This window comes from Candidatus Ryanbacteria bacterium CG10_big_fil_rev_8_21_14_0_10_43_42 (assembly GCA_002793915.1).
Classification (GTDB): Bacteria; Patescibacteriota; Minisyncoccia; order Ryanbacterales; family 2-02-FULL-48-12; genus 1-14-0-10-43-42.
This window is the reverse complement of record PFEF01000010.1, coordinates 105,331-124,069: the sequence shown is the minus strand read 5'-3', so window position 1 is coordinate 124,069 and position 18,739 is coordinate 105,331. Positions and strand designations below refer to the sequence as shown.

General features: G+C 41.2%; 19 protein-coding genes. 14 read left to right on the top strand and 5 right to left on the bottom strand.

The features are described from left to right. The first annotated feature begins 35 nt into the window (after positions 1–35). A complete protein-coding gene (locus COU90_04785) occupies positions 36–788 on the top strand; it encodes a hypothetical protein (protein PJE64158.1) in 753 nt (250 codons plus the stop codon). Here COU90_04785 and COU90_04780 read toward each other — a convergent pair. Continuing rightward, positions 777–1,040 carry a hypothetical protein gene (locus COU90_04780; protein PJE64157.1) on the bottom strand — a complete coding sequence of 88 codons (264 nt, stop codon included), beginning with the start codon at positions 1,038–1,040 and terminating at the stop codon, positions 777–779. The two genes, COU90_04785 and COU90_04780, sit on opposite strands and share 12 nt — an antisense overlap. Before the next feature lie 123 nt (positions 1,041–1,163). Between COU90_04780 and COU90_04775 the strand changes: the two genes are divergently transcribed. From COU90_04775 to COU90_04755, 5 genes are read left to right on the top strand one after another with little or no spacing between them, the layout of a single operon-like run. Then, a complete protein-coding gene (locus COU90_04775) occupies positions 1,164–2,153 on the top strand; it encodes a hypothetical protein (protein PJE64156.1) in 990 nt (329 codons plus the stop codon). Positions 2,154–2,213: 60 nt separating this feature from the next. Further along, on the top strand, positions 2,214–2,405 hold the full coding sequence (locus COU90_04770) for a hypothetical protein (protein ID PJE64155.1): 192 nt from the start codon (positions 2,214–2,216) through the stop codon (positions 2,403–2,405). Further along, positions 2,374–2,742, top strand: coding sequence for a hypothetical protein (locus COU90_04765; GenBank protein ID PJE64154.1), 369 nt, complete (start codon positions 2,374–2,376; stop codon positions 2,740–2,742). The genes COU90_04770 and COU90_04765 overlap by 32 nt, the downstream gene beginning before the upstream one ends. After that, positions 2,723–3,682 (top strand): hypothetical protein, encoded by a 960-nt coding sequence (locus COU90_04760; GenBank protein ID PJE64153.1) that lies wholly within the window; start codon positions 2,723–2,725, stop codon positions 3,680–3,682. Before COU90_04765 ends, COU90_04760 begins: the two co-directional genes overlap by 20 nt. Positions 3,683–3,715: 33 nt before the next feature. Further along, positions 3,716–4,123 (top strand): hypothetical protein, encoded by a 408-nt coding sequence (locus COU90_04755; GenBank protein ID PJE64152.1) that lies wholly within the window; start codon positions 3,716–3,718, stop codon positions 4,121–4,123. Positions 4,124–4,993: 870 nt separating this feature from the next. On the opposite strand, the gene COU90_04750 is transcribed toward COU90_04755, so the two are convergent. The 4 genes from COU90_04750 to COU90_04735 are packed head-to-tail and all read right to left on the bottom strand — an operon-like array spanning position 4,994 to position 9,821. Further along, positions 4,994–6,991, bottom strand: coding sequence for a glycoside hydrolase family 15 (locus COU90_04750; GenBank protein ID PJE64151.1), 1,998 nt, complete (start codon positions 6,989–6,991; stop codon positions 4,994–4,996). 5 nt (positions 6,992–6,996) lie between these two features. Continuing rightward, positions 6,997–7,326: a hypothetical protein gene (locus COU90_04745; protein PJE64150.1), complete on the bottom strand. Its 330-nt coding sequence runs from the start codon at positions 7,324–7,326 to the stop codon at positions 6,997–6,999. A 12-nt stretch (positions 7,327–7,338) separates the two neighbouring features. After that, positions 7,339–8,595: an alpha-amylase gene (locus COU90_04740; protein ID PJE64149.1), complete on the bottom strand. Its 1,257-nt coding sequence runs from the start codon at positions 8,593–8,595 to the stop codon at positions 7,339–7,341. Further along, positions 8,592–9,821 carry a 4-alpha-glucanotransferase gene (locus COU90_04735; GenBank protein PJE64148.1) on the bottom strand — a complete coding sequence of 410 codons (1,230 nt, stop codon included), beginning with the start codon at positions 9,819–9,821 and terminating at the stop codon, positions 8,592–8,594. Before COU90_04735 ends, COU90_04740 begins: the two co-directional genes overlap by 4 nt. Before the next feature lie 301 nt (positions 9,822–10,122). Here COU90_04735 and aspS point away from each other — a divergent pair, with 301 nt between their 5' ends. Genes aspS through COU90_04695 form a run of 8 tightly spaced genes read left to right on the top strand, consistent with a single transcriptional unit; the run spans position 10,123 to position 18,739 of the window. Next, complete coding sequence (aspS, locus tag COU90_04730; GenBank protein ID PJE64147.1) at positions 10,123–11,526, top strand: aspartate--tRNA ligase; 1,404 nt, start codon at positions 10,123–10,125, stop codon at positions 11,524–11,526. Between the two features lie 4 nt (positions 11,527–11,530). After that, positions 11,531–12,232, top strand: coding sequence for a hypothetical protein (locus COU90_04725; protein ID PJE64146.1), 702 nt, complete (start codon positions 11,531–11,533; stop codon positions 12,230–12,232). Between the two features lie 21 nt (positions 12,233–12,253). Further along, positions 12,254–12,808, top strand: coding sequence for an SMC-Scp complex subunit ScpB (gene scpB, locus COU90_04720; protein ID PJE64145.1), 555 nt, complete (start codon positions 12,254–12,256; stop codon positions 12,806–12,808). A gap of 34 nt (positions 12,809–12,842) precedes the next feature. Next, positions 12,843–13,784 carry a hypothetical protein gene (locus COU90_04715; protein PJE64144.1) on the top strand — a complete coding sequence of 314 codons (942 nt, stop codon included), beginning with the start codon at positions 12,843–12,845 and terminating at the stop codon, positions 13,782–13,784. A gap of 30 nt (positions 13,785–13,814) precedes the next feature. Then, a complete protein-coding gene (locus tag COU90_04710; GenBank protein PJE64143.1) occupies positions 13,815–14,888 on the top strand; it encodes a hypothetical protein in 1,074 nt (357 codons plus the stop codon). A gap of 31 nt (positions 14,889–14,919) precedes the next feature. Next, positions 14,920–16,512 (top strand): hypothetical protein, encoded by a 1,593-nt coding sequence (locus COU90_04705; protein ID PJE64142.1) that lies wholly within the window; start codon positions 14,920–14,922, stop codon positions 16,510–16,512. After that, a complete protein-coding gene (gene ftsW, locus COU90_04700; GenBank protein ID PJE64141.1) occupies positions 16,509–17,609 on the top strand; it encodes a putative lipid II flippase FtsW in 1,101 nt (366 codons plus the stop codon). Before COU90_04705 ends, ftsW begins: the two co-directional genes overlap by 4 nt. Continuing rightward, positions 17,606–18,739: a hypothetical protein gene (locus tag COU90_04695; GenBank protein PJE64140.1), complete on the top strand. Its 1,134-nt coding sequence runs from the start codon at positions 17,606–17,608 to the stop codon at positions 18,737–18,739. The genes ftsW and COU90_04695 overlap by 4 nt, the downstream gene beginning before the upstream one ends.

The following is an 18,739-nucleotide window of genomic DNA, read 5'->3' as shown; positions in this document are numbered from 1 at the left end:
GATACTATCATCCAGTCCTTGGGCGATTTCTGGCTGTGGATCCGGCATCCCGCGACAACCCGCAGAAGTTTCTCCAAGATCCCCAGCAGTTGAATGCGTATTCCTACGTCCGAAACAATCCGCTCAACTTTATTGATCCGGAAGGATTGTTTACCGTAGTTGTTCCGGGTACAAACTACAATAAAGATGATTGGTCGGAGGGTGGTGCGGCAAGCGAATTTCTATCAAACGTAGGAGAGACGTTTGGTGAACCTCCCATTATATTCGATTGGTCAGGAAATAATAATAAAAGAGCACGGGAAGCTGCCGCAAATGATTTAGCAAATCAGATAAATAACCATGACTTTAATGAGGGAGAGCAATTAAACATTGTCGGGCATAGTCACGGAGGTAATATCGCAATTGATGCCAGTAATAATATAAATAAAAGCATTAATACATTAGTAACACTTGCAACTCCTGTTCGGGTAGTAGGATATAACCCAAGCCGTAATAATATAGGCAAGCATATCAATGCATACAGCTGGCTTGATCCAGTTCAGAAATCTGGTGGAGGTGCAACATCATTAAGCGAGCAGATAGGAAACACTGTTTTTGGTCCTATTGGAGTAGCTGTTGGGCGCTATCTTGGATTGTATGAGTTTGGAACGGCTGGACGAACATTTCCCGGTGCGGAGAATATGAATGTGACGTGGCAGGCGGGACTTGATCCTAGATATATACATTCAATGTGGCGGAGCACAGAAGTGTGGGATAAAATTAGCAACTCATATAATTCACATGAGTGAGAACAGCAAGATTAAAATAAATTTTCGGCATTTATTAATTTTCTTTTTGATTATATTGAGTTTTGCTGATATATACAGTTCACTCAGAGCAGATTTATACCCTCTGACGATTGGCTTCATTGTATTAACGGTTCCGCTATTATTAGTTTTATACATCTTGTCTATCTCGTCGTTAAAAAAGGATAAAGGATGGTTAAAATTTGTATCAACTCTCGGATTAATTGTAGCAATCAGCGCAGCTATTATTAACACCAGTAATCTAGTGTACAGACGAGTCTCCTATGAGACAGGCTGGAAAATCCCAGTCGTTGAGAGAGTACTTGAAAATTCTTTTCGTTATTAACTGCTATACTGGTAATTACTACCTTCTTTCTTATGAAAAACATTCCCAAAATAGTCATTATGGGAATACTCATTGTGATGGGTAGTGTCTTTTGGATTGTGACTACAAAAGATAACAATACTGATGTCATACAAGATGTAGGGGAAATTTTAGAAATAAATGGGAACCCACTACCAGGAAATAATATTATTAATGATTCAGAACAGGACTTCCCATCCGAACAAGTAGCTGAAGATAGACCACCTATTAACATAGATAATTTTCATGTTGTTTTATTGGTAGAAGACGAATTAATTCCGAGCACTAACCCTATATTCAAGGGTGAACCGGGATTCGATGGATATAAAATTCATACTGAATCTTCCGTTGAAAAATTTTTTGAATCAGATTTAAAGATTCCCTCAACGGTATTAGTAACAACACCGACAACGGAGTTCGGAGTATTTCAAGTAATCGTAGCTCAGCTAAATAGCATAGACTCAGATATCATTTTGATGGAAACACCTACTTCAACATTTTGGATGAATTTTGTGCAATTTGATAAGGAATTAACAGCATTTGAAATTGCTGAAGATAAAAATTATGACGAAAATCTGGTAAAATGGGAGGAAGTAGTAAGTAATGAAATGTCTACCAATAATTATACAAACTCATATAATAATACAGTAGCTCAAATGGAATCCAGAATGAGTGAACTTGATTTATTAAGGGTATGGTCTGGAGGCCAACACCAGAAAATTACCGGTAAATACGGCAGCAATGTTCCTCGTGAATATTTAGAAGCTGCTCAATACTTTAAAAACTATGGCTTATTAGCAATTGATATAATTGAATTATACAAACAAAAATTACTTGTGATGAATGCTGTTAAAAGTGCTGTTGAGAGCGGAAATGCTATTGAGGCACGTAAGGGATCAAGTGATGAGGATAAGATGGATCTCGTGATTGGTTGGCATCAAAAATATATTGAACAACTGAACACCAATAAAGCTACTATGGATACCGTTATTGATTCTCTTTAATAAATTTTTGAGTCAGATTTTGGAATAGAAATAGGTGTCAGAAAAATAAAATAGCATTTTATGCTAAATCAAAAGTTAATTATTTTAGGAGTTATATTATTACTTGCTATTGCCCTAGGAGGTTATTTTGTTTCCACACAAAATATTTTTGATATCCAAAAACCTGTAATACGAGAAAAACCGGCAGGCAGTGAGGTGGGTACAATCTACGGAAGAGGAGGTGCCGATTATTGCAATAAAAGAAGAATATGAAGAGCACCTTATTGATACGATAGAGAAAATAATAGAAGAAGATTACGGTATAGTTGGAGAAGCGAAAATTGTAACGCCAACATATGAAAATACCCAAGGTCTTTGGTCCATAACTATCCCTTTAATTAGTTTGAATATTGACGTGTTTCTCACTCACGACCCTGAAGAAACTACATGGGAAGATCCAGTTCGTTTTGATAAGGAACTTACAGAACTTGAGAACCTGGAACAAGAGAACCTGGAACAAGTTACGGCAAGTTGGCAAGCGATTATGGTAATGTGCACACACATATGGCGGTTTCTCCTAAAATGGAGGAATGAGCATACATATGGTTAAAACAATCAAAGAAGAGAGGTTACGGTGGGTGCTACCGGTCATTAACAAGGAAGTTAAGTTAAAAGACGCGGCGAGGGTATGTCCGCATAGCAAACGTAGTCTGGAACGCTGGGTGGCAGTGTTTAAAGCGAAAGGAGAAACAGGACTGGAACCTAAATCAACTGAACCAAAGACCCAAAAAGATGAAACACCGCTCTGGATCAAGGAAAGAATCCTTGAAGTCAGAAAGAAAACAAAAAAGTGTGCGTTAAAGATTCATTGGCAGTTGGAAAAAGAAGGCATATTCATTCATGAGCGCACGGTTGGAAAGATTTTGAAAAAAGAGAACCTAGTCCGAAAATATCGAATTAAGAAAATCAAATACAAATATATCCGGGCAGAGAGACAGCCTGGAGAATTGATGGAAATTGATGTGAAGTATGTCCCAGGACGCGTTAAAAACAAAAGATATTTCCAATATACGGCCATTGATACCGCTTCCCGGTGGAGATATCTCTCGGTGTACGACGAACAGACGAATGTTCACTCGATTCTCTTTTTGGAAGAAGTAATCCGAATATTTAAATATAAAATACACGCCATCAAAACAGACAATGGATCAATTTTCACCAATTATTACACTAGCATGAACAAAAGAAGCGACATGACGGTAAAAACGATTCACGCCTTAGACCTGTTCTGCAGAGGAAACAATATCGTTCATTACCTTATTGATCCAGGCAAACCGGCTCAAAATGGCACCGTGGAACGAAGCCATCGGGAAGATCAGGAGAAATTTTACGAACAGAACAAATTCAAAAACTTCCACGATTTGCAAAAGAAACTGAAAAGGTGGAATATATACTACAACAACCTAGAACATTGCGGTTTAAACGGAAAAACGCCCAACGAATTCTTGGAAGATTATCAATTAATTAAACCGCCATATGTCCGTGCCTAAAACATTATTGATGATCCTGCTATATCTAAACAGATGATTGATGTTATTCAAAATGAACTTACTCCTCATCTGGAAGAAAAAATAAAAATTCTTCAAAACAATAAAGATTTGGCAGATTATAGTCTTTCTGTCCTTGCAGATATGTATGGTGTGGGGAAAACAAATATTCCAAATAAATACTTGCTGATATACCGGCACTATAAAGATCTTTCAATACTTACAGATACTCTTATAGATATAATAGAACTGAATATTGAAATTAAGCAGGAAACTGTTAAAGAAATTAGGAATAAAGACGTTGATGCGGTTATAATGGCAGCAAACGATGAAGATAGAATAACTGTTGTAATACTTTGGCATGAAGAACGGTTGATGGAGTTATTAGAGCGACAAGAGGAAATCATTCAATACTTATCAGATGCACGAGAAAATTTACAATAGCCTAAAACTTTTTGTCAACTTTTATGGTCAGGTATGCTCTGCAAAAAAGATATAGCTAATGAATACAACCTATTGTGTTATATTATGTACTTCTATGTGGTGAACGGATACATACTCTTGAAAAAGTATTTTTTCAATGCTATACAGCGCTATACAGCCTACGGGGGTTCGTAAGATTTTCAAAAGATTCTTAGATTCTTTCGGGTGTTGGAGGCGACTCCTTTCCAACTCGCCGTGTGCTTTGGCGAGGTCCCAGTCTCTGGGGTGGGTTTTATTCTTCCCCCACCCTTCATTGCGCCTAGGAAGCTCTATCTATGCCCGTATTGTTAGTTTCTAAGCACTTCTATGCAGGAATAACGTTGGCCGCGTGGCCATTCGTGACAATACAGGGTCTTACATAAAGAACCCCCACCCCTTTCCAAGTCCCTAATGATTTATTTCATCTCGGGCTTTTTTTATTACAATTAAGGGGAAGATGGATTCAGGGGGAAGTAGGTGGAAAAGTTGAAAACTCAAGCTTTTAAAAAGAAAAAGGCCAGTTTAAAACTGACCTTATAAAAAACAGGATCCGTCTCCAAAATCAATATGTCTATACTGCTCCTATATCCCTCGCTTTTTCCGGTTACGCAAAGCGTAATAACAATAGCCGATCAACCAAAGGGTTGTTCCTACACAAGCTAAAAGAAACATGGGATCCATCTCGGAAATCGGCACGCCCATACTATCCTCCTATTCTTCAATATTCAAAAATATTTTCAGTTTTTGAATATTTTTTTAAGAACTGCTTCAAAGATATAATACTATAGAACTAATATAGTGTCAACATTTTTTGTTGTCCGTTTTTAGCAGGATCTATGTAATTCCCATACATCACAGATCGTTTTGAATGGGGTAGCAGGTGATGCAGAGACCAAGTGCATTTAATCGCTTAAGATACTCAATACAGGCAAGCACATATGCCGAATGACTCCAGGTAAGCGGCAGTGCCGACAACGGATCGCCCGTATAAGGATTGATTTGCTCGGGAAGCATACCGCCGCCGCCCGTATAATCTGCTACCCACTCTAGCATAGAACGAATTTCTTCCAGATCCGTTGCCGTTTTTGCCATTGAAATTTTGTATTCGACATACCAAAGCGTGGTAACCAGCCAGGGATTACCGGGATATTGCTTATTATGTACCCGATAATACATATCTCCCTCATACCGTGCCAATCCCCAATGATCTCCCAAGGGAACGCCCAATTTTTCTTTTGTATATCCAAATGCCGATACAAGTCGCTTATCATGAGAGGGGAGAAGTCCAAAGCGAAATATTCCATAAGCCGAACTTGAATCTATAATGGTATCCTCCACCATATCAGTACCCTCGAACCATAAGGAGCGAATAAAATATCCTTCTTTTTTATTATAAAAATATTTAAGAACTGCCGCTTTCATCAACTGGGCGGCTTTTTCAAATCTGACCGTATCCTTTTCTTTGCCAAGTAAATGAGCAAATCGGGAAACGGCAACAAGTGCACCATAAACAGAGCTTGCCGTAAAACAATGAATACCGTTCCGCTCTTCCCATAAATCATAGCTGGGCAGAGGAAGATGTGTTTTCGGATCCCTGTAGTCCAAAAGAAACTGGCCCGCGCGCACAATGAACGAATTATAAATTAACTCCACAAACTCCAAGTCGCGCGTAAGCTCATAATGATTCCATAATAACGCTAAAGGAAGGGCAGTCTCATCTTCCTGAATTGCCAGCTGAGGCTTTCCATCATGCAACCATGGATGCCAAGAACTTCCGAACGATCGATCGGCATTATATTTATGAAGCATATAACCGTCTTCGGAAAGAAGATCGTTGCAAAACGTATAAAATCGCTCACCAATATGAAAATAACCCGCCTTATCCAAGGCATCCGCCGTAATAGCACCGTCGCGCGGCCACACATACCCATAAGTATCCCTACCGTACTGCAAAATAACCGAATCGCCGGATGCAAGTATTCCGCCATGATTATCATTATGCGCCCGTATAACAAGAAGAGATGTGTTAAATAAATCCGCCGCCTTATTACTAAGTCCGTGAAAGGTGAATGATCTTTTAGACAACCATGCATGCCAGTAGTCTATAGTGCTCTCTCGTATATGCGCCGGGGTCTTTTTTATAACATCCTCATGAAGATTCGTCGCTTCACCTAATGTATGACCGACGGTAACCCAATAATATACATCTTCTTCACTATCCGCCCCTATGGAAAGAGTGAAGCCTATAGTGGAATCTACCGTTCCGTGCTCAATGGCATTCTTTGCGAGAATACCATCTTCAGCATCTTTCCATGTTCCTTCCTTTCCTTCCACCTCGGCAAGTCCCACGGAATAATCATCAAAATACGTACCCGCATGCATGCCGGATACTAAAAATACATTGCGCCCCTTATAATGAATAACGGTTTTTTTATCTTTATGGACATACACCGTATTTGCAAAACCCGTACCGCCCACGGAAAACTGCTGACTAAAAAACACTCTGATCTCCCTTCTTTTTTTGTCTTTATTGCGAACGACAGCACACCGAAGGAATATATTGCTTTCATTATACACAACGTCCGTAAAAGAAATTTCAATTTGAAGGCCTTCGTTAACAGCCCGTATACGGGAGGCCATCGTACCACGTTCAAAACCGGCTTCAATGTTCCAAGAACCGTCATTCATCCACGAAAACTCACCGTCTATCCACACACCAATACGATGCGTTCTGCCATGACCCACATGATTCTCTGAACCAACATAGGGATAATAAAAATCATTAACGGCACCGTGTGCGTCAAAACATAAAAGGATAGTCCCGTTTCCCAATACAAAAGAATTTGCCATGATGTCTAATTACAAGAATTGCGATGACTCGATAATGCCTTAAGCATTCCCGCCCGCGTGCGTGCACGACTCATGACAGCGGCACACTGATTATCACCAAGTACTTCTTTAACCCACAGAGCAAAATCATTACCGGCGCGTTTCGTATGGTAATCAAATTGATCATCCGCCATGGTTTGCAACGACTGAATCAGTTCGGAAATAGTACTGATGACTGGTCCATTATGCACCCAAAAACAATGCTCTGCATGCGCTTCGGAAACACATACATGTCCTTTTGTTTTTTTCACTGTTCTTTTTTTCGATACCACTTTTTTCTTTTCCAATGTCTTCATAAGTTTATTGTATTAGTTATTAAAAAATTCCTGTATTTTCTTCATCACGACCGGCCACGTGATATATTTCGGTGCACTTTCCACACGTAAATTCATATCGGCAATAACATTCATATAAGCTATAAACGCCTCATAAGGCGACGTATACGGATTAAAATATGCATGCACATCACCATCTGCGAACCATTTTGTACACATATAATAAAAATGGTCTGATGTCTGCAATTTTCTCCAATCAGCAATGAGCACAGGATTCTTTGTACGAAGAACATCTTCCTCCATGGCGTATATGGCTCTCATAGCATCATACTGCATGGGATTGGACAGCCAAGCGGAAAGATCTCGTTCGATATCCGCCCACGATACCGGATGAGGCACATCCAATTCGCTCACTGAAGGGTAATGCATTATAGCTTCACTCGGGGTAATAAATGAATTATCGGGATGTTTTAAGATTTCCGCCGGCAAAGCGCTTAAAAAATTAAAAATACCTGTTTCTTTCCATTGATGCTCACCGAATGTTTCATAATCCATAAAAAGATTAATAACATCACCGTTTCCGTTATGCGCATTAACCCAGTGAGCAAATTTCGGGGCCGTAAGGGGATATTCATGCCAGGATGTCTCACCGAATCGAAACGCAATATCATCGGACAAGCGATAATTTTTAAGAAGAAGCTTGATGCTAAAATTATCACTGCGGGATGCGTAAACATAATTGGGACTCCTCCATCCAAGTATATGATCAGCACCTTCCATAAGCATACCTTTAAAGCCCAATTTTCCGACCTCTTCGGCTATGCTATTTTTGTATACAAGTTCTGTGTTACGAAATACATCCGGCCACAAGTTAAATACATCGTAAACTTTCTGCCGATGCTGATGTATTTGACGCGCAAATTCCTTAGGAGAAGAAAGAGATGCCAATGAATGATAATACGTTTCGGAAAGAATCTCGACACGACCTGTTTCCACTAATTTTTGGAATGATTCTAAAACATGCGGAGCATATTGTTCAAATTGTTCAAGTGCAATCCCGCTAATGGAAAAGCTTACTTTAAATTCAGGATGACGCTTCAAAAGCGACAGTAGCATTTCGTTTGCGGGGATATAGCACTTTTCCGCGACCTTATGGAGTATTTTTTTATTGTTTAGATTTGTATCGCTGTTGTCGTTAAAATAGTCATGGTCATGACCGATATCAAAAATACGGTACGGTTTTATGCGCAACGGCTGGTGTACCTGAAAATAAAAACAAACGGAACTCATACTGTAGTAATGGACTGTTCTTTAATACTATCATATATACGCAAACATTTTTCGGCAGCGCGTTCCCATGATTGCGCATATGCCTCCTGTCTCCCCAAAGAGGATAATGTGGCATGAAGGGATTGGTGTCGTATAACAGAAATTATGCTATTGACCATATCGTCTTTATCCCAAAAATCCACCTTGAGTGCATGTCGCAATACTTCGGAAATACCCGACTGTTTTGAAATAAGCACCGGCACACCATAAATAAGCGATTCAAGAGGCACGATGCCAAATGGTTCGGAAACTGACGGCATCACAAATAAATCAGCTGCCGTAAATACACTACCCAACTCGTTTCCTCTTAAAAAACCGGTAAATAAAAAACGATCAGAGATAGCAAATCGCGCCGCTTCCTCAATGAGTTGCTGTTCCATATCTCCGGATCCCACCATAACAAATAAAACATTCTTCTCCCGCTCCAATACATCTTTCGCGGCACGAAGAAAATAATCAGGTCCTTTTTGAAGCGTAAGACGCCCCACATACAAAACTATTTTCTTGCCGGCCGCGCGGTGCGCCTGCAAAACATGCTGATATGAGCTTATTGTGGCGGAAGAGGGGACATCAACACCATTATGGACCACCATAATTTTATCCGGATCGGCACCGTAATGGTTTACGAGGATATTTTTCGTAAACCAAGAAACCGCAATTACACGATCAGCTTCTTGAATACCCATGCGTTCTATTTCATAGACATACTGATTAATATTCCCATTTCCTGTTCTATCGAACTCGGTAGCATGTATATGTACAACGAGCGGTTTTCCACTTACACGCTTCGCTTCAATGCCGGCGGGAATAGACAGCCAGTCGTGAGCGTGAATAACGTCAAATGAAACACGCGTAGCATACGCGCCTGCAAATATTTTATATCGCTCAACTTCGTTAATAAACGTGCCTCCTTGTATAAGGCGTGTTCCTTTTATTCCATGAGCCCATCCGCCCGGTGTAGTCGCGTAGGGAGACAAGGCACCTGGTATGTATGAAGAATCCCGTCCAAACTGATCTGCCGCAAATATAATACGATAACCGAAGGTATCTATAGGGACTTTTCTTGGAAGTACAAAGGTTAGCTCAATATCCCGCATGGTAAGGGCACGTGCGAGGCCGGCGCACGCAGTGCCAAGACCGCCGCTATTATGGGGCGGCAACTCCCATCCAAACATAAGAACCTTCATAACATAAAAACTTACAACGATATTATAATCCAATTACATATCTATATTCTTCCATTTAGAATAGCATTTTCATACACAAAATATTCTTATACATGTTGATAATAATAGACCACAGGCATGAAAAATCACGCATCATGTTTCAGAATAAATATATGATATGGCACTGGTATGTAACTATAAAAAACCAAAGAAAGTATTTCCGGTATATATTAATTCCAATAAAAATGGTTTTCCTTTTTACAATCTCAAAAAATAGCCTGGAAAGATTGTTTTTAAGTGTATATTTGCTAGGATTAGAGACATGGAAAACAGGACACATATTAAAGATATTGTAAATAAAGAAGGCGAAGAAGTAACGCTTGCCGGATGGGTGGACACGCGACGCGACCATGGAAAGCTTATTTTTATAGACCTTCGCGACACATCTGACATCGCACAGATCGTTTTTTTTGCCGGGAATAAAGGTGTATATGCCATTGCAGACACGCTACGCTCCGAGTGGGTAATTTCCGTAACCGGTACCGTAAAAAAACGGCCGGATAACATGGTAAATGAAGATCTTCCCACCGGAAAATTTGAACTTGATGTGACGGGCGTGGAGATCCTTAACACTGCCAAAACGCCTCCCTTTAGTATTGCCGGCGATGGGTATGACATTGGCGAAGAACATCGCATGAAATACCGCTACCTTGATCTGCGACGCGCGCGTATGCAGAAAAATTTTGCTCTCCGCAGTAAGGCTATAAAAACTATACGCGACTTTCTAAGCGCGCGAGATTTTCTAGAAATAGAAACACCCCTTCTTACAAAATCAACGCCGGAAGGCGCACGTGACTATCTGGTTCCAAGCCGCCTCCAACAGGGAACATTTTATGCACTTCCCCAAAGTCCGCAACAATATAAACAGCTTTTAATGACCGCTGGATTTGAACGCTATTTTCAAATAGCGCGCTGTTTGCGTGACGAAGATACGAGAGGGGATCGTCAACCCGAATTTACCCAGCTTGATATGGAACTCGCATTTACCGAACGAGAAAATGTTATGCAACTTAATGAAGATTTAATAACGCATCTGGTGCAAAAAATCGCTCCGGAAAAAATTATTCAGGAAATGCCCTTTCCGCGCCTCACCTACAAAGAAGCAATAGAGAAATATAATTCAGATCGCCCCGATCTTCGTAAAGATAAAGAAGACCCGAATCTCCTCGCATTTTGTTGGATAATTGATTTTCCCTTTTTTGAGAAAACAGATAAAGGAGAATGGACATTCACGCATAATCCATTTTCGCGTCCCATTCCCGAACATGAAGAGTGGCTTCACGCCAAAGAACATATCGGGGATATTATTACGTCACAGTATGATATTGCGCTCAATGGCTATGAAATTGCGGGTGGTAGTATCCGTAATCATAAGCCTGAACTTTTGGAAAAAGTATTTGAAATTATGGGTTTCGAAAAAAATCATATTGAAAAGGAATTCGGTCATATGATGGAGGCACTTTCGTATGGCGCACCTCCACATGGCGGTATTGCCTGGGGATTGGATCGCCTCATTGCCCTCCTTACAAATGAACCGAATATACGTGAAGTAATCGCTTTTCCTAAAACAGGGGATGGACGCGACCTTATGATGAATGCACCGAGCCCCGCCACGGAAGAACAACTAAACGAATTGGGAATTCGCATCATTGAAGAAAAAAAATAAGCATATGCATTATCGGATACAAACAGACTCATTTGAAGGACCTTTGGAACTCCTCTTGGATCTCATTGATAAAAATAAACTTTCAATCAATGAAGTATCTCTTGCTGTTATTGCCGATCAATACATGGCATATGTAAAAAATCTTGAGTCATTTCGTCCGGGAGAGGTTGCGTCCTTTTTGGTTATTGCCGCCACTCTTATGCTCGCTAAATCACGATCCCTTTTACCGCATTTGGAACTCACTAAGGAGGAAAAACAGGATATTGAAGAACTGGAAGATCGCCTTCAAGTCTATCGGCGTCTCCGCGAGCTTTCCTCCCATATTATGCATCTGAAAAAAGCAGGAAGACACATGTATGCACGAACATTACCTACCGATCTGCCAACAGTTTTTTATCCTCCCGAATCACTTACCGTAGAAGATATGATGCGTATGATGCGCGCCATGATGGATGCAATACCTCAAAAAGAACTCCTTCCGGAAAAAACCATTCAGGTCATTATTTCCATAGAAGAACGAATGGCAGAACTGGAAAAACGCATGCAAAAAAATATTCATATGTCCTTTTCCTCACTTGTACGAGGGAATGTTGAAAAAGGGGAGATAATTATAAGCTTTCTTGCTATGCTGGAACTTATAAAACAAGGGCTCATGCTTGCAAACCAAGAAGCACGCTTTGGGGATATTACTATGCATAAATCCTAGACAAAATGCTATACTGTGTTCATGCACAGTCACCAGGATATTAGCGAACTTGCGCGCATTATAGAAGCATTGTTATTTGTTTCAGGAGACCCTGTGTCGCATAAAAAACTCGCCGCCATTACAAAAAAGGATGAAACAACGGTGGTACAAGCATGTACAGAATTAGAACGCATGCTTGAAATACGCGGACTGCGAATTCTTACCAAAGACAACCATGTTTCTCTGGTAACAGCTCCTCATTACGCATCCTACATAGAAGAGCTTATTAAAGCTGAATTATGGGGCGATATGTCCAAAGCCGCGCTTGAAACTCTTACCATAATCGCATACCGGCATCCCATTAGCCGTCCGGAAATTGACTATATCCGCGGTGTAAATTCGGCTTTTACTCTTCGTAATCTTCTCACACGGGGACTTGTAGAACGTATTCATATAAAACAGGATGTCCGTACATATCATTATCGTCCCACCGTGGATTTTATGAAATTCTTGGGACTTGCATCCTTTGCCGATTTGCCGGAATATGAAACATACAGACAAGAACTTGAGGCTCACACCATAGCGCCTCAAGCATAAATCGCTGTATTATTATTTAATTTTTTGCAACTAAATGTCACCCACTCAAAACACAGCTCTTATATTGGCTATTGCCGTCCTTGCCCTCACACCGATAATTCCCAGTATGAGCAGTACTTTACGCACGCACACCCGGGCATCCCTCTACACATCTCTCGGACAAGAACAGATATTGAGAGAACATGAGACCGTCCGGCCGGACGCACCAACCGTGGAAGCACTGGCGGCACTAGTATTTGATCCTCTCTCGGAAACAACTATTTTTGGGAAAAATGAAAATCAAACAATAGGTATTGCAAGTCTTACCAAGATAATGACAGCTATCGTTGCCCTCGAACAGGCAGGTGCGGATGAACTTATTTTTATAAGTCCGGATGCCATCGCTACGGAAGGCATTGCCGGTAATCTTCTTCCCGGCGACCATCTTCGTTTAAAAGATCTTATCGCAATGATGATGATGGAATCAAGCAACGATGCCGCCGCAAGCATTGCTGAACATATCGGCACTTTGCGGGGAGCATCATCATTTCAAGAAAGTCAAAACATATTTGTATCCCTCATGAATGAAAAAGCCTATGAAATAGGCCTTATGCACACCATATTTCAAAATCCTACGGGACTCGATATTAACGAGGACGCCGGCATTGTCAGCAACATATCCACCGCCTATGACGTCGCTCTTCTTGTAACATATGCGGAACAGTATCCTTCATTATGGGAATTTTCCCGCAAGGCAACTTATACCGTTCATTCATTTGAAGGTAATCTTTACCCGCTTTCTTCCATAAATGCACTACCTCAAGAAATTCCGGGTATTACAGGAGGGAAAACAGGATTTACCGACACCACGCATGGTTCTCTTGTGTCCTTAGCGGAGATACCACTAGGACATCCTGTTATTATTGTTATTTTAGGATCGAGCAGGGAAGGAAGGTTTAAAGATACAATATTGCTTGCCGACTGGCTTCGGAATTAAAAGGGTTTTAATATTCCACCACCCATCGCTATGATTGAAACAGGAAATGATCTTACTCTTAACATATTTAAAGTTCTCGGTCTTTCCGGTCTTTCTTTTTTTCTTGCCATAGCACTTACTCCCATTCTTACCCGCTATATGTACATGTACAAGCTCTGGAAAGCATCAAGTGGAAAAAGAGATCTTACGGGAGAAGAAGCTATAGTGTTTAACTCACTACACAACGAAACACATACACCGCGAGTGGGTGGAATTCTTATCTGGGGAAGTGTTTTTGTTATTGCATTTACATTCTGGCTTCTTTCAACATATACCGCCATTCCGTTTTTTGAAAAACTAAATTTTGTAAGTCGCTCTCAAACATGGATTCTTTTATTTACCCTTATCACCGCATCTTTTCTCGGACTTGCTGATGATATGCTTCAAATTTGGGCTTCCCGCAAAAATCGTCTCACGGGCGGTATTGACCTTTGGGTACGCATCACCATTGTAACCCTCATCGCACTCGTGGGCGCATTTTGGTTTTACACAAAACTTGACTGGCGGACACTCTATTTCCCGGGCATAGGAAACATATTCATCGGTATTTGGTATATCCCGTTTTTTGTCCTGACGATGCTTGCTACCTTCAGTGGCAGTGTTATAGACGGTATAGACGGCCTTTCTGGCGGCGTGCTTGCATCCGCCTTTGCCGCATATAGCGGTATTGCATTTTTTCAAAATCAATTCGATGTAGCAACATTTGCCGGTGTTATCGTTGGCGCTATCCTCGCCTTTCTATGGTTCAATATCCCGCCGGCACGTTTCTGGATGGGGGAATCCGGTATGGTTGGTCTTACAACCACACTGACCGTAATCGCCTTTTTCACTGATTCCGTTCTTTTATTACCTATTATCGCACTTCCCTTAGTACTAGCGTCCGGATCGGACATTATCCAAATTGCATCCCGCAAAATACGCGGCAAGAAAGTATTCCTGGTAGCTCCCATTCAGCATCACTTTGAAGCAAAAGGATGGCCCTCCCATAAAGTAACAATGCGCTTTTGGGTAATGAGCGTTATATTTGCTATTATTGGTATGGCACTTGCATTAATAGGGAGATAAAATCAACTCGCTATATATACTACTTACACATATGGTTGACATTCTTATAAAAAACGGAGTCATTGTAGATGGTACGGGGAAAAAATCTCCGTATAAAGGTGATGTTGCCATACATAACGGAAAAATAATGGGACTTGGCACAATTACCGACACAGAAGCAACGCAAATAATTGATGCCTCAAATCTTTTTATCTGCCCGGGCTTTATTGATATTACCAATCATTCCGATACATACTGGACACTCCTTTCGGAACCATCTCTGGAAAGCATGCTAAGGCAAGGAATCACCACTATCGTGGGCGGCTCATGCGGATCTTCACTTACACCACTCATTCGCGGTAATGAAGTACTGGGAAGCGTACAAAAATGGGTGGATATATCCACCATAAACACCAACTGGCTTTCAACGGAAGAATTTTTACAGGAAGTTTCCCGGCACCCCATTGGTGTAAATTTTGCAACTCTTATAGGTCACGGAACACTGAGACGTGACGTTATGGGGGATAAAGCCCGTTCGGCAAGCATGCCCGAACTTCATAGCATGCAACGGCTTTTTGCGGAGGCGCTTGATGACGGTGCTCTTGGTATATCATTCGGACTTGCATTTAGTCATGGACAACCTGCAACGCGCGAGGAATTGATTACTCTTGCTCAAATGGCGGCAGATAAAAAAAGACTGGTCACAATACATCTCCGGGATGAAGGAAAAGATCTTCTTCCTGCCGTCAATGAAGCCATTAGCATTGCACGCGGATCAAATGCCCGCGTCCACATCGTACATTTAAAATCGCTAGGAAAGCATTCGTGGGAAACATTTACCCAAGCATTAAATCTTATCCGCTCAGCACGGGAAGAAGGTGTACCCATAACAGCAAATGTGTTTCCGTATACCAAAACAGGATCTTTGCTCTACGCTCTTTTGCCAAGCTGGGCGCGCGAAGGGGGTAAAAAACAAATAATCGAGCGCATAAAAAATCCTATGGAGAAACAAAATCTTCTCCAAGGCATAAAAGAACTTACTCTTCATTATGATAAAATAACAATAGCATCCGTACGCGAAACAAAACCAATTATAGGAAACACGATTGCCGATATTGGCACAGGATGGGGGATGTCACCGGAAGAAACATTATTAAAAATTCTCGAGCTGAATAATCTTTCCGTTACTATCTTCGGGGATACCATTAATCAAGAACATGTGGAACTTCTTTATAAGGAACCTTTTGTTGTTTTTTCCACCGACAGTTTCGGTCTCAGTGCTCATTCTCCCGTTGAAATAAAAGGGGATTTAGTACATCCCCGATCATTTGGCGCCACGGCACAATTTTTAGGCACCTATATCCGTGAAAAGAATCTTATATCATGGGAGGAAGCCGTTTTTAAAATGACAAAAGCACCGGCATCTCTTTTAGGGTTTTCCGACAAAGGCACTATTGAAATGGGGAAAACGGCCGATATAACACTTATAAATCCAGAGATTATTCGCGACAAAGCATCTTATGAAAATCCTTTTATGTATCCGGAGGGTATTTCTACCGTTATTGTAAATGGCGTAATTGCTGTAAAGAATGGTGCCCTTACTGACGCACGAGCGGGAAGTGTTCTTCGCGCCGAAAACGCATGAGTTCTACACATCAACATCAACCCGACTATATTCTTCTCGGTACTACAGTACTTTTTGTTATAGTGGGACTCTTTATTATTGCATCAGCTTCTCCCATTTTGGGAAGCAGTCGATTTGGAGAGGAGTATTATTATCTTTCAAATCAGGCTATTGGTGCCGGTATTGGCGTAGTTGCTCTTATTTTAGGGTCAAAAATTCGCTATCAGTACTGGAAAAAACTTGCTCCCGTTCTTCTTATCGGTGCTCTTTTCATGATGATTCTTGTATTTATTCCAAACATTGGCCTTGAACTAAAGGGGGCCAGTAGATGGATAAAAGTGGGTCCCATAACAATTCAACCTGCTGAAATTACGAAACTCGCCTTTATCATATACCTGGCGGCCTGGATAGAAACAAAAAAGAAAGACATTGCCAGCTTTTCCATGGGATTCCTCCCGTTTCTTGTAATGCTTGGTATTGTTTCTGTTTTTTTCGTCTTACAGCCCGACATTGGCACTCTTGGTATTCTTGTCATTACATCCATACTGCTATTTTTTATTGGCGGTGGCAGAATGTCTCAAATTGCCTTACTATTACTTCTAGGCGTGGCAGTTCTTGGACTTATTATCTATTTTCAACCTTATCGACGTGATCGACTGGCTGTTTTTTTGCATCCGAAAGAAGATACGCAAGGAATTGGCTATCAACTGCATCAGGGACTCATCGCTATTGGATCCGGAGGTATATTCGGACGCGGGTTTGGTATGTCGCGGCAAAAATTTAATTATGTTCCTGAACCTGCCGGCGATTCCATTTTTGCAATATTTGGAGAAGAATTTGGCTTTATCGGCAGTGTCATCCTTACTGCCATGTTCCTTATTTTTTTCTGGCGTGGCATGCGTATTTCTGCACGGGCACCTGACGGATTTAGTCACACGCTTGCGGCCGGTATAACACTCCTTATTATCGTACAAGCGTTTACCAATATAGGCGCCATAACAGGACTCCTTCCACTCACCGGACTTCCGCTCACATTTATTAGTTTCGGTTCATCCGCTCTTATTATGAACCTGGCAAGTGTTGGTATTCTTATGAACATATCTAAATACACACGATGAAAATAGCACTTCTTGGATCGGGGTCCGGAGGGCACTTCACGCCCCTCATTGCGGTAGCGCGAGAACTTCGGCGTATTGCGGAGGATGAAAAACTTGTATCACTCGAGCTACTTCTTATTTCAGATGAACCCGTAGACGAAGAGATTCTTCAATTTGAACAGATTACATTTCGACATTTCTCGTCCGGAAAAATTCGAAGATACTTTTCATTAAAAAATATAGGGGATGCCATAAAAACATTTTTTTCCGTTATATATGCTTTTTGGGTTGTCTATAAAGAATTTCCTGATGTCATTTTTAGCAAAGGTGGTTATGTGGCGTTTCCCATTTTATTTGCCGCTCGATTTTATGGCATTCCCATACTCATACATGAATCAGATACCGTTCCCGGGAAAGTAAACATATGGTCAGCAACGTTCGCCCGACGTATCGCCATATCATTCCCTGAAACTGCCATCCATTTCCCGGAAGAGAAGACTGCTATGACAGGCATTCCCATTCGGAGCCGTGTTATCGGGGGGAACGAGGAAGAGGCGCGTACTTTATTTCAGCTAGAAACCCACGTGCCAACCCTTCTCGTTTTAGGAGGGTCGCAGGGAGCAGCACCCATAAATGACATCCTTCTTCAAGCAATTGAGCGCCTTATAGGACGCATGCAAATTATTCACCAATGCGGACAGGATAATTATAGCGATGTACTAAAAAATGCATCCGTTATTCTTGAAAACTCTACTCATAAAAAACGATATCATCCATTTGCATTTCTTGATGAAGATCAATTGCGTAATGCCTCTCATATTGCTTCGGTGATTGTTTCGCGTGCAGGCGCAACGGCTCTTTATGAACTTGCCGCTTGGGGTATTCCCAGTATTTTAATTCCGCTTCCACATGCGGCAAGTGATCATCAACGAAAAAATGCTTATGCATACGCACGCGTAGGGGGAGGAGAGGTTATGGAAGAATCAAATATAACACCCACCGTTCTTACCAGTCAGATTATTCATCTTCTCGAAGACGAAGCATTGCGAAGTAAAATGCGTGCGGGAGCTCAGAGATTCGCACGTCTTGACGCTGCTGAAAAAATAGCTCATGAAATAATTGCCTTGGGCCTGCATGGGGATATAGAATAA